Annotated in this window: 11 protein-coding genes; 7 read left to right on the top strand and 4 right to left on the bottom strand. The window is 66.9% G+C overall.

Features of this window, described 5'->3' with window-relative positions; genetic code table 11:
* Nucleotides 1-278: 278 nt before the first annotated feature.
* On the top strand, nucleotides 279-1,055 hold the full coding sequence (locus IPJ87_00745) for a T9SS type A sorting domain-containing protein (protein ID MBK7940403.1): 777 nt from the start codon (nucleotides 279-281) through the stop codon (nucleotides 1,053-1,055).
* Between the two features lie 57 nt (nucleotides 1,056-1,112).
* Here the strand turns inward: IPJ87_00745 and IPJ87_00750 are convergent, their stop codons facing one another.
* Nucleotides 1,113-3,800: a PD-(D/E)XK nuclease family protein gene (locus IPJ87_00750; protein MBK7940404.1), complete on the bottom strand. Its 2,688-nt coding sequence runs from the start codon at nucleotides 3,798-3,800 to the stop codon at nucleotides 1,113-1,115.
* On the opposite strand from IPJ87_00750, the gene IPJ87_00755 reads away from it, so the two are divergent.
* Nucleotides 3,762-4,082, top strand: a complete 321-nt coding sequence (locus IPJ87_00755) for a hypothetical protein (protein ID MBK7940405.1) — start codon at nucleotides 3,762-3,764, stop codon at nucleotides 4,080-4,082. The genes IPJ87_00750 and IPJ87_00755 overlap by 39 nt on opposite strands.
* 66 nt (nucleotides 4,083-4,148) lie before the next feature.
* Nucleotides 4,149-6,275: a PKD domain-containing protein gene (locus tag IPJ87_00760; protein MBK7940406.1), complete on the top strand. Its 2,127-nt coding sequence runs from the start codon at nucleotides 4,149-4,151 to the stop codon at nucleotides 6,273-6,275.
* On the opposite strand, the gene IPJ87_00765 is transcribed toward IPJ87_00760, so the two are convergent.
* Together IPJ87_00765 and IPJ87_00770 are read right to left on the bottom strand one after the other, a co-directional pair.
* Complete coding sequence (locus IPJ87_00765; protein ID MBK7940407.1) at nucleotides 6,259-6,720, bottom strand: GNAT family N-acetyltransferase; 462 nt, start codon at nucleotides 6,718-6,720, stop codon at nucleotides 6,259-6,261. The two genes, IPJ87_00760 and IPJ87_00765, sit on opposite strands and share 17 nt — an antisense overlap.
* The gene (locus tag IPJ87_00770; GenBank protein MBK7940408.1) at nucleotides 6,717-9,824 is read right to left on the bottom strand and encodes a UvrD-helicase domain-containing protein; all 3,108 of its coding nucleotides are present in this window, start codon (nucleotides 9,822-9,824) and stop codon (nucleotides 6,717-6,719) included. Before IPJ87_00770 ends, IPJ87_00765 begins: the two co-directional genes overlap by 4 nt.
* Nucleotides 9,825-10,098: 274 nt before the next feature.
* On the opposite strand from IPJ87_00770, the gene IPJ87_00775 reads away from it, so the two are divergent.
* Genes IPJ87_00775 through IPJ87_00785 form a run of 3 tightly spaced genes read left to right on the top strand, consistent with a single transcriptional unit; the run spans nucleotide 10,099 to nucleotide 12,994 of the window.
* Nucleotides 10,099-10,851 carry a hypothetical protein gene (locus IPJ87_00775; protein ID MBK7940409.1) on the top strand — a complete coding sequence of 251 codons (753 nt, stop codon included), beginning with the start codon at nucleotides 10,099-10,101 and terminating at the stop codon, nucleotides 10,849-10,851.
* Nucleotides 10,848-11,861 carry a c-type cytochrome gene (locus IPJ87_00780; protein ID MBK7940410.1) on the top strand — a complete coding sequence of 338 codons (1,014 nt, stop codon included), beginning with the start codon at nucleotides 10,848-10,850 and terminating at the stop codon, nucleotides 11,859-11,861. The genes IPJ87_00775 and IPJ87_00780 overlap by 4 nt, the downstream gene beginning before the upstream one ends.
* Nucleotides 11,858-12,994, top strand: coding sequence for a cytochrome-c peroxidase (locus tag IPJ87_00785; protein ID MBK7940411.1), 1,137 nt, complete (start codon nucleotides 11,858-11,860; stop codon nucleotides 12,992-12,994). The genes IPJ87_00780 and IPJ87_00785 overlap by 4 nt, the downstream gene beginning before the upstream one ends.
* On the opposite strand, the gene IPJ87_00790 is transcribed toward IPJ87_00785, so the two are convergent.
* The gene (locus IPJ87_00790; GenBank protein MBK7940412.1) at nucleotides 12,995-14,476 is read right to left on the bottom strand and encodes an NAD(P)/FAD-dependent oxidoreductase; all 1,482 of its coding nucleotides are present in this window, start codon (nucleotides 14,474-14,476) and stop codon (nucleotides 12,995-12,997) included.
* Nucleotides 14,477-14,586: 110 nt separating this feature from the next.
* Here IPJ87_00790 and IPJ87_00795 point away from each other — a divergent pair, with 110 nt between their 5' ends.
* Nucleotides 14,587-19,104 (top strand): PKD domain-containing protein, encoded by a 4,518-nt coding sequence (locus IPJ87_00795; GenBank protein ID MBK7940413.1) that lies wholly within the window; start codon nucleotides 14,587-14,589, stop codon nucleotides 19,102-19,104.
* The last annotated feature ends 10 nt before the right edge of the window (nucleotides 19,105-19,114 follow it).

Here is a 19,114-nt window from a genome sequence, read left to right on the forward strand (position 1 = left end):
TTGTTGGTGTCAGTGGGAACATCTTCCACCCCTGACGTTGGTTCCATCCTATTCCTTGCAGGTTTACCGCGCAGGGGCCCACACCGGGCCCCTGTTCGGTTTTCCAGGGGTGCGTTCATGTGGTTTCATCGGCTGATCGTGACCGGTCGGCGTGATCCACGCGTCCTTTCGTGGGGTGCGCTTGCGCAAGGCATCCCCTTCGCCTTACTTTCGTCTCGTCCTTGGGACCGACACAGTTCCGGTCACTGGAACAGATCAACTCCAGAACACGCAAGCGCATGAGCACCACTACCCTTCGTTCCACCGGCCTGGCCTTGATGCTGGGGGCCGCCGCCATGGTCCAGGCCCAGAGCCCGGTCGATATCGGCCTGTTCGCCAACAACGGCCAGCTGGAGGTCCGCGTCCGCCCCACGGCGGATTTCGACGGCATCTTCAGTTCGCTGGTCTTCACCTTGCGTTGGGACCGCAGTGCCAACGTTCAGTTGGGCGACGCGACCCAGCCGGAGGGTCCGCGGACGTACATCCCGATCGCCCCTTCGGGCGGTGTTCGCGAAAGCGGCTCGTTCAATTACCAAGTGTATGCGGGCTTCGGTTTCGAAGCCATCCGCAACACCGGGGTCAACTGGGAAGGTGGCCGGGAGTACACCCTGCTCAGCATCCCCTTCACCGGTGAGGCCGCCGTGGAACTGATGAACGACAGCTGGACGGGTGAAACGCTCAACAATGCGGACTACTACCTGTCCCTGGGCGGCCTCGATCGCACTGGCACCATCTATCAGAAGTCGATCAACGCGAGCGAGCTGGACGGCGCGGTGACCATCCTGCCGAACCCGAACGATGGGCAGTTCGTCTTCTCCTTCCTGGTGGCCACACCGTCCGACATCCAGGTGGAGGTGGTGAACACCTTGGGTCAAAGCGTGTTCACCGACCTGCTGCGCGGCTTCGAGGGTACCTATCGCAAGGAGATGGACCTGCGCACCTCCAGCAACGGCATCTACTACCTGAAGATCACGCGCAAAGGCACTACCGACGTGCACAAGATCGTCTACCGCTGACCGGTCCCCTGACGGCATGGACAAAGGGTGCTGCGGCACCCTTTGTTCGTTCCGGGCTCAGCTGCGGCAGATGGTGCAATAGGCGCTCTTCTGGCGATGGGCGAACACCGCTCCGGGATCGAACAGGTCTTGGATGAGCGATCCCAACGCCTCCTCGATCAGCGACAGGTCCTGCCGACGCACGATCGTTCGGTCGTTCAGGATCAGCGGCAGGCCTTTGACGGCCTCGGTGCTGCGCAGCGGACGCAGCTCGGCGGTCACCGCCGGGCATTCCGGGTCGTTGCGGAGCCACAGCCAGGCATAGGTCAGCAACTGCACGGCCTTGCCGTGGTCGGCCTTCAACGGACCAGGCAGGGTGAGCTCGAGATCGCGCGGGGCCACGCGACCGGTCTTCAGGTCCACGAGATGCACATGGCCATCGCGCCGGTCGATACGGTCCACGCGGCCGTGCAGGCGCACCAGATGCCGCTGGCCATGGGCGACCTCGGGCAGCTCGGCGGACAGAGGTGTCTCCAGGCCCAGAAGCGTGACGGCGGTGCCACTGCGCAGGCGCGCCACCTCGTGACGCACCGCTCGCTCGATCGCCTGCCGGGCCATTCCCAACTGAAGCAGCACGGGGCCTTCCTCGGCATGGAGCCCTTCCGGCATCCGGTCTTCGAGCACGCGCAAGGCCGCCGGAAGACCGGCGGATAGGGCGTCGGGCTGGATGATGCCCCCTACGAACGGGCCATAGAGGGACTCGAACACGGCGTGCACCAGGGTGCCCAGTTCATGGTCCTCCAGCGCGGCTGAGGGAGGTTGCTCCTCCTCGACACTCCACCCATGGCGGAAGACGAAGTTGAGCGGGCAGGTGAGCAGGTCGCTGAGCGCTGTCGGGCTGAATCCACGCTCGGCCTTGCGTTGGAAGCGATGCCGCAGCTCGGGCGTCATCGTCACGTGCAGGCGCGCGTCGGGGCGTCGCGGCATGGACGGACGCAGGCTGGACCGGCGCAGGACACCGGGAAGCTCGTGCTCGAGCTGAAGGATGAAGCGGCTGCGCTCCTGCTCCACATCGCCGCCCGAGACGTGCAGCAGGGTGATCTCCCGGGCGTGATGCAGCAGCCGCATGAAGGTGTGCGCCACCACGGTGTCGGTGTCGGCGCGGAGGGGAAGCCCGAGCGCGTGACGCAGTTCACCGGGGATGAAGCTTTGCGGGGGCTCGGCCGGAGGCAGGCTGCCCTCGTTGGCCCCCACGACGATCACCCGGTCATGATCCGTGGCCCGCGATTCCAGCATGCCCATCACCTGAAGGCCGGCCATCGGCTCGCCGCGCAGGTCCACGCGGGCCTGCCGCAGCAGGCGTTCCTCCAGGCCGAGCGCGCCCGCCTCTCCGGGCTGATGGCCGCTCCCGGCCAGGGCGGTGGCGGCCTGGCCGAGCACCTGTCCGATGCGTTGGGCCTGCTCCTGCACGAAGGGGTCGGGGTTCGCCAGCACCACCGCTTCCACTAGGGCCGTGCGGGCGGCCGTGCCTTCGGCCGATAGCGCGCGATGAAGCGCCAGAAGGACGGCATCGTCACCCTCCTGGAACAAGGCAGCGATCGGAAGGTGGGCACGGCGCTCGTTCGCCGTTCGCTCGCGCAGCTCGGTGATGGGCCGTGCATCCGCCCAGGCCGGATGGTCCAGAAGGGCCGAGAGTTCGCGGGTGCGCACCGAGCGTCCATCGCTACCGCTGTGCAGGCGAGCATGTTGGACGAAGAGGCCGTGCAGGGGCAGCTGGGTCAGCGGAAGGCCCATGGTCACGTTCACCGGAGCGCAGGAGGCCGGAAGAAGGCTGAGGAAGGGCAGCAGGGTGTGCGGGTCGGCCAGCAGCACGCAGGTGCGCGCCCGTTCCTCCTCGCTCAGCTCGATCACCTGTTCGACGGCGGCATGGACCATGGCCATCGTGTTGGGCAGGGCGATGGTGTGCGCCGAGGGTGGGTCATTCCCGATCCGGGTGCTGACGGGCAGTTCACCGGGACCGTGGCGCCCGATGGCACTGCGCAGGGCACGACCGGCCTCCTGCAGCGGGTCGTTCAGGTAATGGCTGTCGGCATCCCAGGCGAAGCGGGCGATGCCACGGTGCCGGAGCGCGTCCAGGACGCGATGCATCGCGGGAGAGAGCGCGTTGAGTCCGGCGCACCATACCCGCGTCCACGGCAGGGGGTGGGTTCCATCGGTGATGCGTGACGCCGCCGCGCGGGCGATGAGGCCGCGGGTGCCCGTACCGGCGGGCAACAGCCGTTCCTCCAGGCCCTGGTGCAGCCCGGCATGGTGCGCCCAGTGGTGTGCCAGGCGCTGCTGGCCTTCGCTCAATGCGCCCCCCCTGAAGCTCCAGGCGTCGATCTCCTCGATGTGCCGCAGGTCACGGTAAGCGACCTCCCGGTCCAGCAAGTGCTCGTCCACCTCGTTCATGTCGTGCAGGGCCGTGGGGGCCCAACCCAGGAAGGTGTGGAGGTCGTCCGCTGCGGCGCCCTTCAGGTGGCGATGCACTGCGTGCATATCGAGCAGGGTGAGGTGGACGGGCTGTTCGCGCAGGCCGGACAAGCGTTCCAGGAAGCCGTCGGGCGTGAGCAGGTCGGGGCTCCAGAGCGGGGCTCCATGCGCGTGCGCCAGGTGCCGCTGGAGGTGAAGCCCCGCGCGCCGGCTGGGCAGCACCACGGCCACGCGCGCCAGGTCCGTGCCATGATCGTGCAGAAGCCGCTCGGCCAGGAGGCGCAGGAATGCCATCGGGGCGTGCAAATTAGCGGCGCGAACGGCGCCCCGGGCATGCACAGCGACTTTCCCCAGTACCGGCGTTCGGCCCACGGCACGAACTACTACCGCATCGATGCGGCGGACCGTTTCGAGGAGCTGCAGCTCATCGGCAGCAAGGTCCTTCGGCACACGGTGGAGGCCCGGGCCTATCCCGAGCGGGTGCGGGTGATGGACATGCTGTGCGGGTCGGACGGGGCCTACTTGCCGGTGTCCGTGAAGGAGTACGAGGCGGTGGCCGCCCGGTCCGCCGGCTGAACCCGTTCCTCGTTCGATCGGTCCGTCCGAACAACCCGGGGGCTTACCTTGTCGTCATTCCCACAGATGATGCGCACCCTGGTGCTGTTCGGGATCCTGTGCAGGGCCGCTCCGGCCCTGGCCACGCACATCATCGGTGGCGAGCTCTACTACGTGAATCAGGGGGGCGACAGCTACCTGTTCACCCTGCAGCTGTACCGCGACTGCGGGCCCAACAACGTCAACGGGACCGGTTTCGACGCGCAGGCCGAGCTGGGCATCTTCGATGGGTCGGGGACCTACCTGTTCTCGGAGTTCATCCCGTTCCCGGGCTCCACGCCGGTGCCCGTGGTGTTGAACAACCCCTGCCTCACGGCGCCGCCCACCATCTGCGTGGAGCAGGCGGAGTACAGCATCGTGCTCGATCTGCCGCCCATCCCGGGCGGTTACGTGGTGAGCTATCAGCGCTGCTGCCGCACGCCGAGCATCCTCAATGTGGCCAACCCGGGCGACGAGGGGCTCACCTGCACGGTGGCCGTGCCCAACGCCAACCAGACCGGGGCCAACTCCAGCCCGGTGTTCAACGCGTATCCGCCGATCGCGCTGTGCGTGGGACAGAACATGACCTTCGACCATTCGGCCACGGACCCCGACGGCGATCTGCTGGTGTACGAGCTGTGCACCCCGTTCACCGGGGGTGATCCGTTCAACCCGCTGCCCTCGCCGCCTGCGGGGCCGCCGTATACGCCGGTGCTCTGGGCGCTGGGCTATTCGCAGGCCTACCAGATGGACGCGAACCCGCCGCTGGCCGTCGATCCGGTCACGGGCCAGCTCACCGTGACGCCCAGCCAGGTGGGCAGCTACGTGGTGGGGGTGTGCGTGAAGGAGTACCGCGGGGGCGTATTGCTCAGCGAGGTGCGGCGGGACTTCCGCTTCGACGCGGTGCCCTGTGTGGTCACGATCCTCAGCTCCATCCAGCAGCAGCAGGTCTTTTGCGACGGCTACCAGGTGAACATGGTGAACCAGAGCATCGGCGGCAGCAGCTATTTCTGGGACTTCGGCGATCCGAACAGCAGCACCGATACCAGCAGCCAGTTCGCACCCACCTACACGTACGGCGATACGGGCGTGTACAGCGTGATGCTGATCGTGAACCCCGGATGGCCCTGTGGCGACACCTCCTACGCTTCGTTCGAGATCTATCCACCGCTTCAACCGGCCTTCACACCGCCGCCCATCCAATGCCTGGGCGCAGGCGCGGTGCCGCTGACCGTCACGGGCAACTTCACCGCACAAGCGAGCGTGTTGTGGGACCTCGGGCCCGGTGGGGCACCGCAGCAGATGAGCGGACCGACCATCGGAGCCACCTTCGTGCAACCGGGCGATCAGGTTATCACGGTCACGTTATCGGACCACGGCTGCACGGACAGCTACACGGACACCGTGGAGGTGTTCCCACCGCCGGTCCCGCTATTCACCACGGACACGATGGGCTGCCTGCCCCTGGAGGTGCGGTTCAACAACCAGAGCACCGCCTGGACGCCCATGAGCTACGCGTGGGACCTGGGCGACGGCACCACGAGCACGGACAGCCTGCCGGTGCATACGTACACCGTGGAGGGCCAGTACGATGTGCGGCTCACGGTGATGACGGACAGCGGGTGCATCGACACGGTGAGCCTCCTGCGCCCCGCAGCCGTTCAGGTATGGGTGCCGCCGACCGCAGGCCTGTACACCAGCACTCCGGTGGTGGATGTGCTGAACCCCGACGTGACGATCAACGACGCCTCGGTGGATGCCGACAGCTGGCTGTACACGGTGGAAGGAAGCACCTTCACCACGCCCACCTTCACGTACGTGTTCCAGGAAGCGGGCACGTTCGAGGTGGTGCAGGTGGTGACGAGCGGACTGGGCTGCAGGGACACCACGAGCATCCGCGTGATCGTCACCGGGTCGCTGTTCCACGCACCGAACGCGTTCACACCGGACGGCGATGGCCTGAACGACCAGTGGCTGCCGGTGGTGATCGGGGCGCGCGAGTACGATCTGGCCATCTTCGACCGATGGGGCACGCGCCTCTTCCACACGCAGGACCCCAAGGCGGGTTGGGATGGCGCCGGGCTGCCGATCGGGGTGTACACCTACAAGGCGTGGCTGGCCGAGCACGGCCCCGAGCGCTACGAGTTCGTCGGTTCGATCACGCTGGTGCGCTGAGGCGCATGGCGATGTGCGGAATGCCGTCCAGGTCGAAGACCTCGCCGTGCCGCGCGTACCCGTGGGCGGCATAGAAGCCCTCCAGGTGGGCCTGCGCGGACATGCGGCTGTCGATCCTGCCGTAGGTGCGCTGGAGCACGGTGAGCACTTCGCGCATCAGCGCGTGCCCGAGGCCGGTGCCGCGTTGTGCGCTGTCCACCACCACGCGGCCCACCGCCGGCAGACCGTCCTCGCCAGGCGGAAGGATGCGCGCGTAGGCCACCACCCGGTCCGATGCATCGCGGCCGATCACATGCAGGGCGCTCCGATCGCGGTCGTCCAGTTCGGGATAGGGACAGTTCTGCTCCACCACGAACACGTCGGTGCGCAGGCGCAGCAGCGCGTACAGGGTGTCCACGTCGAGCGCGTTGAAGGGGAGGGTCCGCCAGGTGACCGCGGTGCTCATGCGATGGGTTCGAGGGTTCCGGAGGCGAGGTAGAGCAACGCGCCGTGCACGGGTGATCCGGTGACGCTGCGCAGCACGTTCATGTACCCGCGCACCTGTTCGGCGTGGGCGGCGTGCGGATGACCGGTCTTGATGTCGAGCACGCCCCAGCCGGCGGCGGCGCGCACCAGACGGTCGGGGCGCGCACTGCGCCCGTCGCTCAGGATCAAGGGCGTTTCGGTGAGCACATCGAGCCCCGGTCCGAACCACGGTGCGAGGTCCGACCGGTCGAACAGGGCCGAGAGCCGGGGCCGCCATTCATCACGGTCCTCCGGACGCAGGTCGCCGCAGGCCACGGCGGTGGTCAATGCCGCGTCGAGGTCCGCCGCCGTCCGCACCCGCGACAGCAGATCGTGCAAGGTTTGGCCGGTGATACGCCGTGCATCCGCCCCGATGGGCGCGTCATCGCGCAGGGTGTCGCGCACCAGCAGCTGCACGCCACCACCGGGAGGCAGGGAGCGCAGCACCGGATCGTTGACCTGCTGTGCTGAAGATGCCCTCGCAGCGGTCCGCTCCCCGATGGTGAGCCCCGTCTCCAGCGTGCCGCCCAACGTCACCAGATGGACCAACAGGGCTTTGGTGATCGCGTCGCCGTGTTGCTGGGGAACGGCGGCGTACAGACGCTGTTCCGGCCGGGTGAAGGCCACATAAAGTAGATCGAGCGCGTCCAGGTCCTGCATGGCCAGCTCGTTCTCGACGGCGGGGATCCCGGGGGCCTTGCGTCCCTTGAAGGTGAGGCGTGCGGTGGGGAGTTCGGGTGCCACATCACCGGGCGGGGTCCACACGCTCGTGCCCTTGTTGCCGCTGCCGGACATCCTGGTGAAGGGTACGAAGACCACGGGGAACTGCAGGCCCTTGGCCTTGTGGATGGTCATCACCTGGATGGCGTTCAGCCCGGCGGGGGCTGTGATGGATCGTTCCGAATAGCCCCGTTCCCAGTGGTCCAGGAATCCGGACGGGTCGTGACCATGGGCCTGCTGGTGTTCGCGCACGGCGTCCAGCAGCGCGTTGAGGAAGGCATCGGTCGCGGGGTCGAGGCCGCACCGTTCCACATGGCCCAGCACGCGGTCCAGGAGGGTGGCGGGGGGGCGTTTATTCGGGGGAAGGCAGGCGTTCAGGCGCTGGAGCGCGGTGCCGGGCGGTGCGTCCTCCGGAGGGTTGATGCGATCCATCGGCAGCACGCCGGCCGCCACGGCCGCGGCCAGGGCTTGCAACGCCGTGTGGTCGTCCGCCCGCCGATCCAGCCGCAGCAGCGACAGCACGAGGTCCACGGCCGCGTCACCCTTCAGGCGCAGACCGTCGGGGCTGATCACCGCGTGCCCGGCACGGCTTAGCGCGCGGGCCACTTGCGAACCCTGCGCACCGGTGCGCACCAGCACGGCGATGTCTCCGGCGCGGTGACCGTCCTCCAGGCATCCGGCCACGCCGTGCAGCAACCAGGCTTCGATCCATGGCATCTCCTCCTGCTCTTCCTTCGTGACCGGCACTGCCTCCAGGCGCACGAGCCCGCCGGCAGGCTTGCGCGCGGTCTGCGCCTGTTCATCGTAGATGGGGCGCAGGGCCTCGGGCATCAGCGCGTGCAACCGGTCGAACAAGGCGTTGTTGAACCCCACGATGGTGGCCGACGAGCGGTGGTTGTCGCGCAGCGGTTCGATCGGGACGGCGGAGGCCATCAGGAAGGCTTCGCGACGCGTACCGTCGGAAAGCTGGTCGCGCCCGTGCAGGGCGGGCAGGGCCTTGAACTGGCGGACCTCACCATTGCGCCAGCGATAGATCGCCTGCTTGGCATCGCCCACCAGCAGCACCGACCCACCGTTGGCCAGGGCGTTCTCCGCCAGCGGCAGCAGCGCGTGCCACTGCATCACCGAGGTGTCCTGGAACTCATCGATGAGGAAGTGCTGGAAACGCTGGCCGAGGCGTTCGTACAGGAAGGGCACGGGCTCTTCGCGCACCACGCGTTCCACCGCGCGGGTGAGGTCTTGGAAGAAGGTGACACCATCCTCGTCCTTGGCGCTGCGCAGCGCATCGGACAGGGCGCTCATGGCGCCCATCGCCATCAGGTCGCGGCGGATGAGGAGCCGCAGCCAGTGGTCGGTGAAGCGGCCTTCCTCCTGCCAGCGCTGCACGGTCGTAAGGACCTGCTCAAGCTCCGGGGCCAGGCGTTGCAGGGCTTCGCGTGCCGAGGCGGAGGCCTTGCCGCTCCACCACACGCCCGTGGCCAGTGGCTTCCCCGCGTTGGTGCCCACCTCGAGCGGGTCGTCCTTGAAGTCGGCCAGCTTCGTTAGAACGGAATGGAATCCCTTCGTGGTGTTCGCCAGGTCCGCAGCCTCCAGCTGGGCGGCGGCCAGGGCGTCCAGGGCGGTGCGGCCCAGGGTGCGGGCCTCCTGGCGGAAGTCGCGGATCGCGGAGCGCAGCGCCGCATCGGTGAGCAGCAGCGTTCCGGCGCTCACGGCGGCGAGCTGCTCCAGGTGGCGTACGCTCTCCTCGTCGTCGAGCATCTTCACCAGCTCGGAAAAGGGGGCGGCCGGGTTCCACCGCGCCTCGTCCTCCACCAGACGGCTGCACGCGGCCACCAACACCTCGGTGAGGGCGGGGTCGCGGCCGGCAGCCTGCAGCAGCAGGTCCACCGCACGGTCGCGGTACCACTGCTGGTCGGTGGTCATGCGCAGCTCGTGGTCCAGTTGAAGGTCGCGCGCGAAGGGGCGCACCAGGCGGCGCACGAAGGCGTCGATGGTGGTGATCGAGAGGTCGGACCAGTGGTGCAGCATGTGGCGCAGCACGGTGTGGGCGTGTGCGGCCGCGGCATCGGGTGCAAGACCGTGCGCGCCCCGCAGGGCGTCCAGCAGGTCGGCGATCCGGGCGTCGTCGTGCGTGCGGTCGGTCAGCGACCGCAGGTAGTGCAGCACCCGCTCCTTCATCTCGCCGGCGGCCTTGTTGGTGAAGGTCAGCGCCAGGATCCCGCGGTAGGCCGTGGGCCGGTCAGGCCGCAGGGCCAGCACCAGGTAGCGCTTCACCAAGGCGTGGGTCTTGCCCGAACCGGCGGAGCTGTGCAGCACCTGGAACATGGGGTTCGAAGGTAGAAGGCCGGGGTGTTGAAGGGCCACGGAGCAGTGGTCAAATTGGAAGGAGGACCATGGATGAATAGAACAAGATGGAAGACGACCTGACCAAAGTGATGGTCAACGCCTTCCCACGAACCGCACCACCCGGCCAGCCGTTCCAGGTAGGGATCCCTGAACGTGACCAAGCTCACCCTCCGCAGCCCGGTACCGTCATACATTTGAGCGCCAGGCAACGGACCGCTGCCCGAAGGCATCCATTCACCACACCCGAACGCCCATGCTCCCCATCTTCCGCACGACCGCGCTGCTGACCGTCCCGGCCGCCCTGCTGGCCGGCTGCCACAAGCCTTATAATGTGGATGGCCCCGAAGGCCACGTTCGCCTGAAGGTGGAGGCCACCTGGCAGGGGCAGCCGCTTCAGGCCGGGCAGGTGAACCTGAACGTGAGCAACTACCGCACCCAGGTGGAGGTGCTGAAGCTGTACCTCGCCGAACTGCGCTTGACCGGACCGGGCGGCGCATCCGCGCTGACGGACATCGCATTGTTCGACGCCCTCAATGGAGGGGACAGCGAGGTGTACACCGCCGAGGCCGGCAGTTACAGCGGCCTGCACCTGGGCTTGGGCGTGCCGCAGGACCTGAACACCTCCGACCCCGTGCTCTATCCGGTGGGTCACCCCCTGAGCGTGAGCAACGGCACCTATTGGACCTGGGCCACCGGCTATCGCTTCGTGATGTTCGATGGCCGGTACGACACCGATCCGAACAGCACCGGTGCACCGATGAGCCTGTTCTCCATCCATACGGGCATGGAGCCCTGCTACCGGGTGCGCGACCTGGACTTCGCCGCGCCATTCACCGTGGTGGGGGGCGACACCACCGAGCTGGTCCTTCGCTTTGAGGTGGACCGGTTCTTCCATGACAACGGGGTCGTGATCGACCTGGCCGTGGACCATCAGGCCCACGGGGACAACCTGACGCTCGCCATGCGCTTCACGGACAACGTGGTCAACAGCATCGTGGTGGAGTGAAGGGACGGGTGGGCATAGCGGTGCTGGTGATGGCGCTGACGGGCTGCGGGAAAGATGAATTGATGCAGCAGGACGGCGCGGCCGAGCCCTTCATGCTGGACCTGCCTGCTTGGATGCCTGCTCCTCCGGTGCCGGCCGACAATCCGCTATCCAGGGCCAGCGTGGAACTGGGCAAGCAGCTCTTCTTCGAGCCCCACCTCTCCCGAACGGGCACCTTGAGCTGCGCCGGTTGTCATTTCACGGACCGGGCCTTCAGCGATACGGTGGCGCTCAGCCTCGGGGTGTCTCAGCAGCCTGGACTGCGGAATTCGCCTACGCTGGCCAATGTGGCCTACCATCCGGCGCTCTTCCGCGATGGTGGGGTGCCCACCTTGGAACTGCAGGTGCTGGCGCCCATCCACGACGACCTGGAGATGGACCACAGCATCATCACGGCGGCCGATGACCTGCGCGAGGTGGAACCTTATCGCAGTCTGAGCCAGCAGGCCTATGGTCGTCCGCTGGACCCGTACGTGATCACCCGGGCCATCGCCAACTACGAGCGTACGCTCATCAGCGGCTGGTCCCGCTTCGACCGCTACCTGTACCAGGGCGAGACCACGGCGCTCACCGACAGCGAGGTGCGGGGCTGGGAGCTGTTCTCCGGACCGGTGGCGGGCTGCACGGATTGCCATGGGGGATTCGACCTCAGCGACCACAGTTACCGCAACGTGGGCCAGTACAGCACCTACGCGGACCCTGGGCGGGCGCGGATCTCCCTCGATCCCGCGGACGAAGGCAAGTTCAAGGTGCCCACCCTGCGCAACATCGCCCTCACGGCGCCGTACATGCATGACGGGGCCATGGCCACGCTGGAGGAAGTGGTGGACCACTTCGCGAGCGGTGGCCTGTCGCACCCCAACAAGGACCCGCTGATGACCCCGTTCACGCTTTCCGCGCAAGAGCGTGCCGACCTTCTGGCCTTCCTGCATGCCTTGACGGACGAACGCAGCCTGGACCAAGTGCCATGATCGGAACCCGCACCCGCATCCTCGCAGCCATCGCCTTCGGCGTGATGGCCATCGCCAGTTGCCGCAAGCCCGGCCCGGACCCGCCCTCGGGAGGTGGGGGTGGCGGCAGCAACGGGCCTGTCTATGACCCAACGCCCTACCCACTGGTGACACCCGCGAACTTCCCGCCGATGCTGATCCCGGCGGACAACCCGATCACGGTGAAAGGGGTGGAACTGGGACGCTACCTGTTCTATGAGGAGCGCCTGAGCGGGGACAACACGCAGAGTTGCTCGAGCTGCCATGCGCCCGCCACGGCCTTCAGCGACGGTCCGAACGCCTTCAGCCTGGGCATCGATGGCATCGAGGGCCGGCGCAACAGCATGGCCCTGATGAACCTAGGCTGGGAGACGAGCTTTTTCTGGGATGGTCGCAAGGCCACGCTGGAGGAGCAGATCCTGATGCCCGTGATCGACCCGGTGGAGATGCACGAGATCTGGCCGAACGCGGTGGCGAAGCTGCAGGCGGACAGCGCGTACAGGGCCTTGTTCATCGAGGCGTTCAACACCGAGGTCATCGACAGCACGCTGGTGGCGAAGGCGATCGCGCAATTCCTGCGCACCATGATCAGCGCCAACTCCAAGGTGGACAAGGTGGCGCGAGGCGAGGCGGTCTTCACCCAGCAGGAGCAGCGCGGCTTCATCCTTACGCAGCTCGAAGGTGGTGATCCCGCGGCGGGCCAGGGCGGCCAATGGGGCGCCGACTGCTTCCACTGCCATACGCAGGTGGGTGGCCTGTTCACGAACGGCCAGTTCGAGAACAACGGACTGGATTCCATCTTCACGGACCTGGGGCGGTATGAGGTCACCGCCGATCCGTTGGACCGGGCCAAGTTCAAGGTGCCCACCCTGCGCAACGTGGCGCTCTCGGGGCCCTACATGCACGACGGCCGCTTCCAGACCCTGGAGGAGGTGATCGGGCACTACAACTCGGGCGGCATCCCGTCGGAGACCATCAGCCCCTTCATGAAGCATACGCAGGGCGGTCTGCAGCTGCCTGCGTCGGACAAGGCGGCGTTGGTGGCCTTCCTGAACGCGCTCACGGACCACGACTTCGTGAACGATCCGCGCTTTCAGGACCCCGGCACGCCCTGATCAGGCCGCCTGTTCCACCGCCGAGGATGGGCGCCACGTGCGGCTCAGCATGCGGTCGCCGAACACTTCCGGCTTGAAGATGCTGGTGCCCATCAGGATGCGGGCGCATTCCTGCACCCCCTCGGTGATGCTGGGGTGCGGATGGACGAGTTCGGCCAGGTGCTGGATGCCCTGGCCCATATGCATCAGCAGGGCCACCGCCTCGATGGCGCTGGAGGCATGCTCGCCCACGGCGCGCATGCCCAGGATATGCATGTGCTCATCGTCGGTGACGATCACCTTGAAGAAGCCCTGGGTGCGCCGCATGGCGATGGCACGGGCCAGGCAGCTATAATCGATCCGGGCCACGCGGTGCGCGATGCCCTGGCGGCGGCACTCCTGTTCGTTCAGCCCCACCCCGGCCACTTCCGGATCGAGGAACATGATGCTGCTGACCTGCCCATAGCTGATGGGTTTGGGTTGCCGGCCGGCGATGAGCTCGGCGGCATGACGGCCTTCCAGCTCACCGAGGTTCACCAGCATGTTGCTGCCCGTCGCATCGCCCACCACCAGGATGTGGTCCTGTGCGGTGCGGATGCCGTCCACGGCCAGGGCTCCGGTGCGCGGGTCCACGGTGAGCCCGGCCTGTTCAAGACCAAGGCCGTGAAGGTTGGGCGTACGTCCCACGGACAACAGGGCCTTCTCCACGGTGACGCGCTCGGTGCCGCCGTTCGCGTAGCTCAGGTCGTACTCCACCCCGTGGGGCATGGCTTCCAGGCGTTCGAGCTTGGCGGAGCGGTGGATCACCACACCGTTGCGTTCCAGGTTGCCGGCCACCAGCTCACTGATGTCGGCGTCCTCGAAGGGCAGGATGCGCTCGGCGCGGTCGATGAGGTGCACGCGGGTGCGGCCCAGGTGGCTGAGGATGGTGGCGAACTCGCAGCCGATGACGCCTGCGCCGACGATGACGATGCTCTCCGGAAGCTCATCGAGCTGGAAGATGCCATCGCTGGTGAGGATGCGTCGTTCATCGGCCGCCAGGCCCGGAAGTGAACGGGGCTTGGAGCCTGTGGCGATCACCACATGGTCCGCCTCGATCACCCGGCGCTGGCCGGCCAGGTCGATGGCCACGAGATGCGGTCCGATGAAGGACGCGTTGCCACGGGCGTGCTGGAACAGGCGGCCTTGACTTTCCAGCAGCTGCATGTGGCATGCATAGAGGTATTTGCGTTCGAAGACGGCCTCGTTCACCGAGCGGGTGATGCCCGACCACGACGGTTGAAAGGGCGGGATGCCGCGGGTGCGGACCATGGCGTTGGTGCTGGCCACACGTTGGGCGATCTCCCACAGCGTCTTGGACATCAGCGCGCCGTTGTAGATGCCGGTGCCACCGATGCGGTCCTTCTCCACCAGCAGGGTGCGCAGGCCAAGATCGATGGCGCGCATGGCGGCCGCATAGCCGGCGGGCCCACCACCGATGACGCATAGGTCGAATCGTTCCATGGGGGAAGGGAAGTGGTCGATGGCCGTTGTACGCCGGTCGAAGGCCAGGGTTCGCCGGTATCCTTCGCGCCAGGGATGCCGTAGGAAGGGGCGGAATGATGCGGACCCCGATGAGCTTCGTGCGCGTGGCCGGCCTGCTGGCGGCCCTGTCCCTGGCGGGCCGGGGGCAGGCGCAATGCCCGCAGCTCTACGACTATTGGGGCAACCCGAGCGATACCGCCGAGTGGTACAGCTGTTCCGGTGGTCCGTTCACGCTGGTGATCGCCTCCCCGCAGAACATCGTCGGCGGCTTCACGATCAACTGGGGCGATGGCAGCCCGCTGCATGTGGGCGGCTCGCTGATCGCCCCGGGCACGGTGACGCACGTCTACGCCCCGGCCGTGGCCGAGTACACCGTGACCTTCACCGAACTGGTCAGCGGCTGCGTGGTCACCGGCACCGTGATCATGGAGGAGAGCACGAGCGCCTCCATCCAGATCCCTGTGGGCGGCCTCACCCAGGTCTGCGCCCCGCAGGCGGTGGACTTCATCAACTCCAGCACCAACGTATCGCCGAACACGGTGTTCACCTGGGATTTCGGCGACGCGAGCACCCAGCTGGTGTACGACCACACCAACCTCGGGCAGACGGTGACGCACACCTACATGCCGGGCACGGTGAGCTGCGAGACCACGGTGCGTCTATATGCGGAGAACACCTGCAACACGCTGCAAGGTGGACCGAGCGTGGCCACCTTCAACCCGATCCGGGTGTGGGACATCGACAGTGCGCAGATCGCTCCGAGCGCCACGCTGCTGTGCTGGCCCGACCGGACGGTCACCTTCCTCAACGTCACCGACCGAAACTGCCTTCAGCAGGGCAACATCTACCAGCGCTTCGAGTACTGGAACTTCGGTGACTACTGGGGGCAGGGCCACGATTCCATCATCAACTGGGCCCCCTGGCCACCCACCTTTCCGCGCACCATCCAATATCCGGGCATCGGCACGTACGAGGTGATGCTGCTGGACAGCAACTACTGCGGCATCGACACGGCGTACGTGCAGATCACGATCGTGCCGCCGCCGAACGTCTCGCTCAGCGCCACGCCGGACACCGTGTGCGCCGGAGGCACGATCGCCTTCGATCAGACGACCGGTGGCGGCGCGAACTTCTTCGAGTGGGACTTCGGCACGGGAGCCGGCTTCCAGTGGACCGGCGCAGGTGATCAGTCGCACACCTATGGCACACCGGGCACCTTCGTGGTCTCCTACGCCGCCAGCATCCAGGGCGCCACCGCGGGTTGCGCCGATACCGCTTCAGTGACCGTCGTGGTGCTGCCCAGCCCCACGGCGGACTTCACCGTGGACCAGGACGCGGCCTGCGACTCGCTCACGGTGACCTTCACCAACACCTCGGTGAACGCGGTGAGCCATCTGTGGGACCTGGGGGACGGCACGATCATCGCCGCCTTCGAGCCGACACCGCACTTCTATGGCACACCGGGCACCTACACGGTGACGCTGACGGTGACGAACTCCGACGGCTGTCAGGACACGCATACGCACGATATCCACGTGTATGCCCCGCCAGTGGTGCAGATCGGCGCGCAGAACGTGTGCGAGGGTGTGGCCGCCCAGTTCTCGGACCAGACGGTGACCGAGCCAGGCAACCCGGTGGTGCAGTGGGCCTGGGACTTCGGCGATGGCGCCACCTCCACGCTGGAGGATCCCACGCATCTCTATGCCGGCAACGGGGGCCATACCGTGACCCTGACCGTGACCACGCCCTATTGCGGCGGCACCGGGGTGCAGAACGTGCTGGTGGAAGCCCTGCCCACGGCGGCCTTCCTGCCGGTGCCCAGCATCGGTTGTTCGCCGCTGGACGTGCAGTTCACCAACACGAGCTCCGGGGCGGTGAGCTACGCCTGGGACTTCGGCGATGGCACCACCAGCACGGCCACCGCGCCGTCGCACATCTTTCAGAACGCAGGCCCCACCGATGTGGTGGACACCGTGATGCTGATCGCGAGCACATTGTTCGGCTGCTCGGACACGGCCACGGCGCTCATCACCGTGGCCCCGCCCGTGGTGGCCGGGTTCACCCACAACGCCCTTCCCGGTTGCGCTCCGCTCGATGTGCAGTTCACCAACACCAGCACGGGGGCCGGTTCCTACGCCTGGGACTTCGGTGATGGCGGTACGAGCACCGCCGTGTCCCCGGCGCATCAGTACGTGAACAACACCTTGCTCCTGCAGACGAACACCGTGCAACTGATCGCCACCTCGGCCGCGGGCTGCGTGGACACGGCGAGGACGACGCTGCTGGTGTACCCGATGCCGCAGTTCACCTTCGCCACCCAGCCGGACAGCGGCTGCTCCCCGCTCACGGTCACCTTCCCCACGATCGTCGGGGCGGTGAGCCACCAGTGGGATTTCGGTGACGGTGCCACGGGCACGGGTCCCTCGCCCACGCACACCTACCTCAACATCACGGGAGCCGTGGTGACCTACCCGGTGACAATGATCGGGGCGAACGCCTTCGGCTGCGTGGACACCACCTATGACCAGGTGACCGTGTTCCCCATGCCCACGGCGGCCTTCACCACCGATCTGCTGCAGGGTTGCCACCCGCTCACCGCACAGCTCACGAACACGAGCCAGGGGGCGGTCGCGTTCAACTGGAGCTACGGCGACGGCGGTACCTCGGACACGTCGGCCGCGGTGCATGGGCACACCTGGTCCAACTTCCTGACCGCGCCGCAGACGTTCACCATCGGGCTGACGGCCGCGAACGTGCATGGATGCAGCGCCACGGCCACAGGCCAGGTGCAGGTGTACCCGGCGGTGATCGCCCAGTTCACGGCCGACACGGTGGGCTGTGCGCCCTTCGATCCGGACCTCGCGAACCTCTCCATCGGTGCCACGAGCCACTTCTGGACCTTCGGGGACGGTGGGGCCAGCTCGCAACCGAGCCCGGCGCACACCTACCTCAACCAAGGCCTCGCCGATGTGGTGTTCACCCCCACGCTCGTGGCCACCTCCTCTTACGGATGCAGCGATACGGCCCAGGTGGACGTGTTGGTGCATCCAGCGCCGATCGCCCAGTTCGTGCCGAGCGCGCTGGCCGGTTGCCAGCCATTCCCACTGAGCGCGCAGGACCTGTCGATCGGGGCGACGACGATCATCTGGACCTGGGGTGACGGCACCCAGCAGAGCGGAGCTCCGGGCAACGTGGCGCACACCTATGCCCATGCCGACAGCGTGCCGGTGTCCTTCACCATCACCCAGGTGGGCACGAGCGTACACGGTTGCATGGACACGGCGCAGGCGGTGATCCAGGTGTATCCGGCGATCACGGCCGCGTTCACAGCCCCCGCCGACGGGTGTTCGCCGCTGGCCTATACGCCAGTGAACATGAGCACGGGGGCCTCGAGCTACCTGTGGGACATGGGCGACGGCGTCACGCTCGTGGGCAACGCCCCCACACATACGTACGTGAACGGCACACCCGCGAACCAGACCTGGACGGTGACGCTGACGGCCACTTCGGCCTGGGGATGCACGGATACCGAGCAGATGAACGTGGTGGTGCATCCTTCACCCACCGCGCAGTTCCAGGCCACGCCCTTCATCCAGCAGTTCCCGGCCTCCACGGTGAGCCTGATCAACAACACCGGACCGGGGCCCTGGACCCACGACTGGAGCATGGGCGATGGCGGCACGCTGAGCGGTGTGCAGCCCGGATCGTACACCTATGGCACCTGGGGCCAGTTCACCATCATGCTGGTGGTGACGGACAACGTGTGCAGCGATACGGCGACGCAGGTGGTGACCATCGAGCCACCCTATCCCACGGCCGCCTTCATCGGTTCGGGGGAGGGCTGTGCGCCGCTCACCGTGCAGTTCACGAACACCTCGCTCCTCGGGGAGGGCTATCTGTGGAACTTCGGGGACGGTGGTTCGAGCACGGCCGACGATCCCGTGTATACCTACACCCTGCCGGGCACCTACACCGTGATGCTAACGGCGTACGGGCCGGGCGGCACGGTGAACACGGCGGTGCACATCGATTCCATCGTGGTGCATCCGAGCGCCACGGCCTACTTCGTGCTGCAGCCAGAGGAGGTGGTGGTGCCCGGGCAGCCGGTGTACTGCTACAACCTGAGCGGCAATGCGGACAGTTATGCATGGGACTTCGGGGACGGCACCACGAGCGCGCTGCTGAACCCCGTGCACACGTACACCGACCCGGGCAGCTACACCGTGAGCCTGATCGCCAACAACGCCTGGAACTGCCCGGACACCTTCGTGGTGGCCGATGCGGTGACCGGCATCGCTTCCGGCGAGATCGCCTTCCCGAACGCGTTCACCCCGAACAGCGACGGGCCCACGGATGGCCTGTACGACCCGAACTCGATGAGCAACGATTTCTTCTTCCCCGTGCAGGAGGGCGTGGAGGACTACCACCTCCAGGTCTTCAACCGCTGGGGTGAGCTGGTCTTCGAGACGTTCGATGTGAAGCAGGGCTGGGACGGCTTCTACCGCGGCCAGCCTGCGAAGCAGGACGTGTACGCCTGGAAGGCCCGGGCCCGCTTCAGTGACGGCCGGGAGGAGACCTTGAAAGGAGATGTGACCTTGATCCGATGAATCTGAACCG

The organism is Flavobacteriales bacterium (genome assembly GCA_016713875.1).
GTDB lineage: Bacteria > Bacteroidota > Bacteroidia > Flavobacteriales_F > PHOS-HE28 > PHOS-HE28.

Coding starts and splice junctions, on each gene's coding strand:
- IPJ87_00745 (MBK7940403.1), top strand. CDS start 279: ATGAGCACCACTACCCTTCGTTCCACCGGCCTGGCCTTGATGCTGGGG.
- IPJ87_00750 (MBK7940404.1), bottom strand. CDS start 3,800: ATGGCATTCCTGCGCCTCCTGGCCGAGCGGCTTCTGCACGATCATGGC.
- IPJ87_00760 (MBK7940406.1), top strand. CDS start 4,149: ATGATGCGCACCCTGGTGCTGTTCGGGATCCTGTGCAGGGCCGCTCCG.
- IPJ87_00765 (MBK7940407.1), bottom strand. CDS start 6,720: ATGAGCACCGCGGTCACCTGGCGGACCCTCCCCTTCAACGCGCTCGAC.
- IPJ87_00770 (MBK7940408.1), bottom strand. CDS start 9,824: ATGTTCCAGGTGCTGCACAGCTCCGCCGGTTCGGGCAAGACCCACGCC.
- IPJ87_00775 (MBK7940409.1), top strand. CDS start 10,099: ATGCTCCCCATCTTCCGCACGACCGCGCTGCTGACCGTCCCGGCCGCC.
- IPJ87_00785 (MBK7940411.1), top strand. CDS start 11,858: ATGATCGGAACCCGCACCCGCATCCTCGCAGCCATCGCCTTCGGCGTG.
- IPJ87_00790 (MBK7940412.1), bottom strand. CDS start 14,476: ATGGAACGATTCGACCTATGCGTCATCGGTGGTGGGCCCGCCGGCTAT.
- IPJ87_00795 (MBK7940413.1), top strand. CDS start 14,587: ATGAGCTTCGTGCGCGTGGCCGGCCTGCTGGCGGCCCTGTCCCTGGCG.